Source organism: Burkholderia sp. Tr-20390 (assembly GCF_017104595.1).
Classification (GTDB): Bacteria; Pseudomonadota; Gammaproteobacteria; order Burkholderiales; family Burkholderiaceae; genus Burkholderia.
The window spans coordinates 166,897-173,652 of sequence record NZ_JAAGPC010000002.1 but is presented as its reverse complement, the minus strand read 5'-3'; the positions used below and the strand labels follow the sequence as shown (position 1 = coordinate 173,652).

Annotated in this window: 3 protein-coding genes and 1 pseudogene; 2 read left to right on the top strand and 2 right to left on the bottom strand. The window is 69.4% G+C overall.

The genetic code is table 11. The annotated features are described in order from the left end of the window. Positions 1-960 (top strand): annotated as a pseudogene (locus G3N98_RS01880) (PLP-dependent aminotransferase family protein); the annotation flags it as partial. Between the two features lie 194 nt (positions 961-1,154). Then, positions 1,155-3,383: a transglycosylase domain-containing protein gene (locus G3N98_RS01875; protein WP_206147021.1), complete on the top strand. Its 2,229-nt coding sequence runs from the start codon at positions 1,155-1,157 to the stop codon at positions 3,381-3,383. Positions 3,384-3,429: 46 nt separating this feature from the next. On the opposite strand, the gene G3N98_RS01870 is transcribed toward G3N98_RS01875, so the two are convergent. Further along, positions 3,430-5,358: a WG repeat-containing protein gene (locus tag G3N98_RS01870; RefSeq protein ID WP_206147020.1), complete on the bottom strand. Its 1,929-nt coding sequence runs from the start codon at positions 5,356-5,358 to the stop codon at positions 3,430-3,432. Positions 5,359-5,412: 54 nt separating this feature from the next. Then, positions 5,413-6,675 (bottom strand): hypothetical protein, encoded by a 1,263-nt coding sequence (locus tag G3N98_RS39650; protein ID WP_241025686.1) that lies wholly within the window; start codon positions 6,673-6,675, stop codon positions 5,413-5,415. Positions 6,676-6,756 lie beyond the last annotated feature (81 nt).

Here is a 6,756-nt window from a genome sequence, read left to right as displayed (position 1 = left end):
GTCGAGATCCAGCGGCTGAAGGACAAGGTCGGCAACCGCAGCAACTCGAGCAGCGAGATCGAGCTGAACGACGCGTGGGGCATCATGCTCGGCGACGAAGGCCGCGGCATCCCGACCATCATCGAGAATCCGGCCTATCGCGGCATCACCGCGCTGCTCGACAGCACCGGACGGCGCGACGCGATGGTGCGGGTGCCGGTCGACGCCGACGGCATCGACGTCGACGCCGGCATCCGTCTCGCGCCGCATGCGCGGGTCGCGTTCGTCACGCCGTCGCACCAGTATCCGCTCGGCATGCCGCTCAGCATGGCGCGGCGCAATGCGCTGCTCGCCTGGGCGCGTGGGCAACGCGCGTGGGTGGTCGAGGACGATTACGACAGCGAGCTGCGCTACGAAGGCCATCCGTTCCCGTCGCTGCAAGGGCTCGACCCCGACCGCGTGATCTACCTCGGCACGTTCAGCAAGATCCTGTTTCCGTCGCTGCGGCTCGGCTACGTGATCGCGCCCGACGATCTCGTGCCCGCGTTCTGCGGCGCCCGCGTGCTGATGGATCGTCATGTGCCGACCGCCGACCAGCACGTGCTGGCCGCGTTCATCGCGGAAGGCCACCTCGACCGCCACATCCGCCGCGTGCGCGGCGTGTATGCGGAACAGCGCACGCTGCTGATCGACACGCTCGGTGCGCGGCTGCCGCGCGAACGCGCGTGGGTGCAGCCGGGCGACCAGGGCATGCACGTCGTGCTGTGGCTCGCGGAAGGGATCGACGATCTCGACGTGGTCGAGCGCGCCGCGCAAGCCGGCGTCGCGGTGCGCGCGGTGTCGCCGACGTTCGCGCCGGGCACGGCCCGCCCGGGGCTCGTGCTCGGCTTCGGCGGGTTCGGCCGCGCGCAGATGGAAGCGGCCGCCCAGCGCCTCGCGGAGGTGGTCGCAATGGCCGCCGACGGCGCCGTGCCACGCTGACCCGACGGCTTCGAGCGCGGGCGGCGCCGGCCGCGATTCGTCGGGAGAATCGTGCCACGCCGCGCCATAAAAGGTTGTCGGCGGGCAACAAACGTAATCGTCTGTAAATCCTGCAAGCAAACGGCTGTTTTGGCGGGCGTCGCACGCGTGTCGTTTGCTAGGATCGCGCCTCTTCCATCCGCGCTCCTGCCGCCTTGAATCGCTTCGTGCCGCTTCTCCGAGACGCGTGGCTCCGTTGCCGCGCCCGCGTCGTACCGTTCGCCGCCGCCTGCGGCGTGCGCCTCCGCGCGCTGGGCGCCGGCGTGCTGCATCGCCTGCGTCATCCGACGCGACGCGGCGTCGCGCTGACGCTCGCCGCGATCCCGGTGCTGGGCCTGCTGGTGCTGCTCGCGTTCGTCCCGTTCACGCCGAGCATCGGCGACATCCGCAAGGCGCGCATCGATCGTCCCGCGCGCGTGCTGTCCGCCGACGGCCAGCTGATCGCCGAGTTTCGCCCCGTCAACCGCGAATGGGTGCCGCTCAAGCAGATCTCGCCGCACATGGTCGACGCGCTGATCGCGACCGAGGACCACCGTTTCTACGCGCATCACGGCATCGACCTGCGCCGCACGCTCGCGGCCGGACTGCACACGTTCTCGGGCGACCGCCAGGGCGGCTCGACGATCACGCAGCAGCTCGCACGCAACCTGTATCCGGATGAAGTCGGCCGCGCGCCGACGCTCACGCGCAAGGTGAAGGAGCTGATCACCGCGTTCAAGATCGAGTCGGTGTACAGCAAGGACGAGATTCTCGAGACCTACCTGAACACCGTGCCGTTCCTGTACAACGCGTACGGCGTCGAAATGGCCGCGCGCACCTACTTCGGCAAGTCGGCCGACCAGCTCGACATCGTCGAAAGCGCGACGCTCGTCGGGATGCTGAAGGGCAACAGCTACTACAACCCGGTGCTGAACCCGGAGCGCGCGGTACAGCGACGCAACATCGTGCTCGACCGGATGGCGCAGATGCACATGCTGACGCCGCAGCAGCTCGCGAAACTGCAGCGCCAGCCGCTGCGCGTCGACTTCGAGCCGCAGTCGGGGCAGCCCGGCCTCGCCCCGCACTTCGCGGTGCAGTTGCGCAAATGGCTGATCGCGTGGGCCGATCGCAACAACTACGATCTGTACTCCGATGGACTCGTCGTGCGCACGACGCTCGACGCGCGGCTGCAGGACATGGCGACGCAGGCGCTGACGCGGCAGACCGAACGGCTGCAGGCGATCGCCGACAGCGCGTGGCGCGGCCCGTCCGGCTGCGGGCTGCGCAACGACCTGTTCCGCGGCTTCATCCGCCAGACGCCCGACTATCGGCAGGCGCGCGACGCGGGGCTGACCGATGTCGTGGCGCTGAAGCGGCTCGGCGCCAATCGCGATTTCATGCGCGCGCTGTGCGAGCGCAAGACGCAGGTGCAGGCCGGCTTCGTCGCGATCGATCCGCGCAACGGCGCGATCCGTGCGTGGGTCGGCAGCCCCGATTTCGGTAGCGAGCCGTTCGATCATGTATCGCAGGCGCGGCGCCAGCCCGGCTCGACGTTCAAGCCGTTCGTCTATGGCGCCGCGTTCGCGGACGGCATGCGGCCGGGCGATACGTTCATGGACCGTCCCGTGGCGATCCCGATCGACGGGCGCGCGGTCTGGCGCCCGACCGATGCCGAGCCGCCGACCGATGAGCCGATGACGCTGCGCGATGCGCTCGCGCTGTCGCGCAACCGCATCACCGCGCAGGTGATGCAGCACGAAGGCGCCGCGAAGGTCGCGCAGCTCGCCCGCGCGATGGGCGTGCGCGAGAGCCCGCTCGACGCGGTGCCGTCGCTCGCGCTCGGTACGAGCCCCGTCACGCTGAAGGAGATGGTATCCGCGTACGGCACGATCGCGAACCGCGGCGTATACGTCGCACCGCAGATGATCACGCGCATCGAGGATCGCGACGGCAAGGTGCTCGCCGTCTTCGGCAGCGCACCGCCCGAACGCGCGTTGCCCGAGCCCGCCGCGCAGACGCTGGTCGACGTGATGCGCGATGTCGTCGATCGCGGCACCGGCGCCGACATTCGTTCACGGTATGGCATTCGCGTCGACGTCGCCGGCAAGACGGGCACGACGCAGGACAACGCGGACGGCTGGTTCATCCTGATGCATCCGCAGCTCGTGGCCGGTGCGTGGGTCGGCTTCGACGATGGCAGCGTGACGCTGCGCAGCGACTACTGGGGCGCGGGCGCGCACAGCGCGCTGCCGATCGTCGGCAGTTTCTACGATGCGGCGCTGCGCGCGCGGGCGATCGATCCGCACGCGCAGTTCTCGCCGGATTTCCGGCCGCGCAGCGCGCCGGCGCCGCGGCGGCGCGCGCCGCATCCGGGCCTGTTCGACTGGCTGAAGTTCTTCCGCTGATCGGCATGCCGGCGCGCCACGCCGGCCTCCACGACAACGGCTCGGCCTATCGAAGCGTCGTCGTCGCTTGCCCGTCCGCGTACAGCCATACGGGCACGCCGTCGTCGCGCAAGGCGGCGACCGGTTCGCCCAGGCTCCAGTTCTGCGCGACTGCGACACGGCGGACGAACCACGGCATCAGCATCGCGTGTCCGTCGGCGGCGTCGCGATCGTCGTCGAACAGCGCATCGTCACCGATGCGCGTGTAACGCGCCGGATGCAGCACGGTGCCGTCCGCGCGAAGCACCGTCGCACGCACGTCGTTGCCGCCCTCTTCCTCCACACACGCCAGCCAGCCGTGACCGGCGCCCCAGAACAGGCCGGCCACGTCGTCGTAGCGCCCCTGCACGAGCGTCGCGCCCGTCTCGAGATCGCAGATCGCGAGCTGCACCGGCTCGCCCGGCAGGACACCGATCGCGTAACGCGTGAACAGCTCGCCCGGCACGGCTTCGTCATCGGGCAACCACGGCAGCGCCCCCATGTTGACGAAGTCGAACGGCGTCAGCACGCGGCCCTGCCCGTCGACGATCGCGCAACGCCCGTCGTCGCGCCGCACGATATGGCGGATCGCGCCGAGCTCGGTCAGCATGTCCGTCCGTTCGTCGTCAGTCAGCCTGGCGACTTCCGCATAATGCGGCTCGACGACGACGCGGCCTTTCGCATCGACGAGGCCGACGTGACCGTTGCGCCGCGCGACGAAGGCGCCGCATTCGGACGACCATTCGAGCGCGTCCCACTCGGGCTGCGCGCGCCATTGTCCGTCGCGCCCGATCAGCCCCCACCCTTCGCCCTCGGATACCGCCGCGACGGTGCCGTTCTCGAACTCGTGCGCATCGTCGAAACGCGGCGGAATCGCCCACGCACCGCGCGTGTCGACGAAGCCCCAGCGGCCGTCCAGGCTCGCGGACGCGACTCCGCCCGTGAAGTCGCCGAAATCGTCGAGCGACGGTTCGAGCACCCACGTGCCGTCCGTGCGCACGAGCCCGAATCGCTCGCCGACGCGCACGCAGGCGACGTCGCCGCTGAAATCCCACACGGCATCGAACGACGGTTCGCGCACGACCCGCATCTCGTCGCCGTCGCCATCGCCGTCGCGGTCGACATCGCCATCGGCGGACAGCAGGCCGACCTTCCCGTCACGTTCGGCCCACAGGAGCCGGTCGTCACGCGCGCCGCTCGTCCACAGGTTCGTCCACTCGGGCGGCACGATCACGTGCCACGCATCGTTGGTTTCACGTCGCACACCCCACAGCCCGTTACGTGCGCGAAAGCTGAACGTGCCGTAGCCGAGCCGGCCGCCGTGCACTTCGCCGGCATCGAACAGCTCGGCAAACGCCACGCCGCGCGGCGGTTCCTGACGAACGAAATAGTGATGCAACAGGCCGCCGAACCCGAAGCCCCACGCCCAGTCGCGCCAGTCGGGCGGCGACTCGATCTCGAGCGCATCGCGCACGCCGCGCACGTCGCGGAAATCCATGCAGTTCGCGACCTGCCACCACAGCCGCGTGCAGGTATCGCGTTCCTGGTCGATGTAGTCGTTCGGATCGCCGCCGTCGAGCCACGACAACTCGTCAAGATTCGCGGAAAACCGGGGGGCGCCGTGCGCGTCGCCGAGCGCATCGATCGATTCGCCGAGATGCCGCACGACCGCATCGAACTGGCGCGCGAGCGCCGGATCGTCGCCGGGCAGCGGATACGAGACGACGAACGACGCGAGCCGGCTCAGTCGCGCAAGCCCGGTGCGCGCGTCGCTGGTGAGATTCGGCGTGCCGGCATCGCCGAATATGCGCTGATCGGTGATCGCGTCGCCCGCACCGCCGTCGGCAAGCAGCACGCGCCACAGCAGCGGAAAGTGATTGTTGGATTCCGCGAGCGCGATCGTTCGCGCGTCGTCGCCGTCACCGGCCTGGAGATACAGCCATGATCGATTGCCCATTAAAAGGGTCGCCCTCGTTCTTGTTGTCGTCGTATTGCGTCGGTTCGCCCGCCATCAGCGTGCGGTGGATGCCTTCAGCAGCCGCAGGATCTCCGGCGTGTCGGCGGCGTCCGCCAGCACTTTTGCGGACGGCTTCACGCCCGCGTCGAGCAAGCGCTGCACGCCGTCGACACGGCGCGCGGTCACCTCGCCGTCGAGCAGCGCATCGTCATGCAGCACGTCCGGGTTCGCCTCCTTCGCGAGCAGCACGAAGACCGAAGCGGCCACGGGCGGATTCAATGCGTCCGGCAACGCGACATCGGCGAGCCGGTACGGGTTGTTGTCATGGAGCTGCCAGCGCAGCACGCCGCGCGCCTGCAACTTGCCGAGCGCGGCGAGTGCCTCCGGTTCCGGCAGTTTCACGATTTCGGCGATGAGGTCGCTCGCGTGCTCTTCGCGGCCATCGCGCAGCGTGTCGGGCGGCGGCAGGTTCGGCACCAGCGCGTCGAGCACGAGCGCCTGCCGGCGCGCGCGATCGGGCGACGCCTGCGCGCCTGCGTCGGGCCGGATCTGCCGCAGCAACTGGCCGGCCACGCGCCAGCGATCGTCCCGGCCGAGTTCGTCACGCGGCACCTGATGCGCGCGCAACAGCATGCCGAGCCGGCGCCACATCGTATCGATTTCCTTGTCGTCGTTCGACATCAGGCCGTCGCCAACGATCTCGTCGAGCGTCTGGCCGCACACGAACGCGCGCTGCCGCACCGGATCGAGTTCGGCGAAATACGTGTGCGCGGCTTCTGGGAGCGCATCGAAGTCGGCCTGGCTCATGTCGGGCGGACGGTGGCCCGGGCACGGGCCCGCGCCGGCAATCTCCCGCCCCGCCACCGCCTTCACGGGCTCCGGCGGCGAATCGCCGCTGCGCGCGACCGGATACAGTTCCATGCCGTTGACCTGAAAACCTTGTATCGCCAGCATCACGACGCCAGTCGTCGAATGCTTCGTCTCGAAGTTCTTGCCGGCAATCGATGTGACCTGATACGGCGCGCCGATCGGCAGCTTGATCAGTTCGCCGCCCGGCACGTCGAGCACGCAGGTGCCCGGCGGCGCCTTGTCGGGACCGTCGGTTTCCAGCTCGGCCTCGTGCGTCGGCGCCGTTTCGACACTCCACTGGCCGGCGTCGCGCACACGCAGCACGATCTCGCCGCTCACTTTCTCGACGCGCAGCGTCGCGGGTTTGCCGGCCGCCGGCGCGTAATCGCCGAGCAACGCATCGCAGGCAGTGCCGGCCCGCGCGGACAGCGACGCGAGCAACAGCAGACAGAACAAGGGGGTACGCACGGCTGAAGCCTCTCTCTTCGAATTGTTTTGGGAATATCCGGCGCGACAGCGCACGGCGGCTGCGACACGACCAATCGCTAC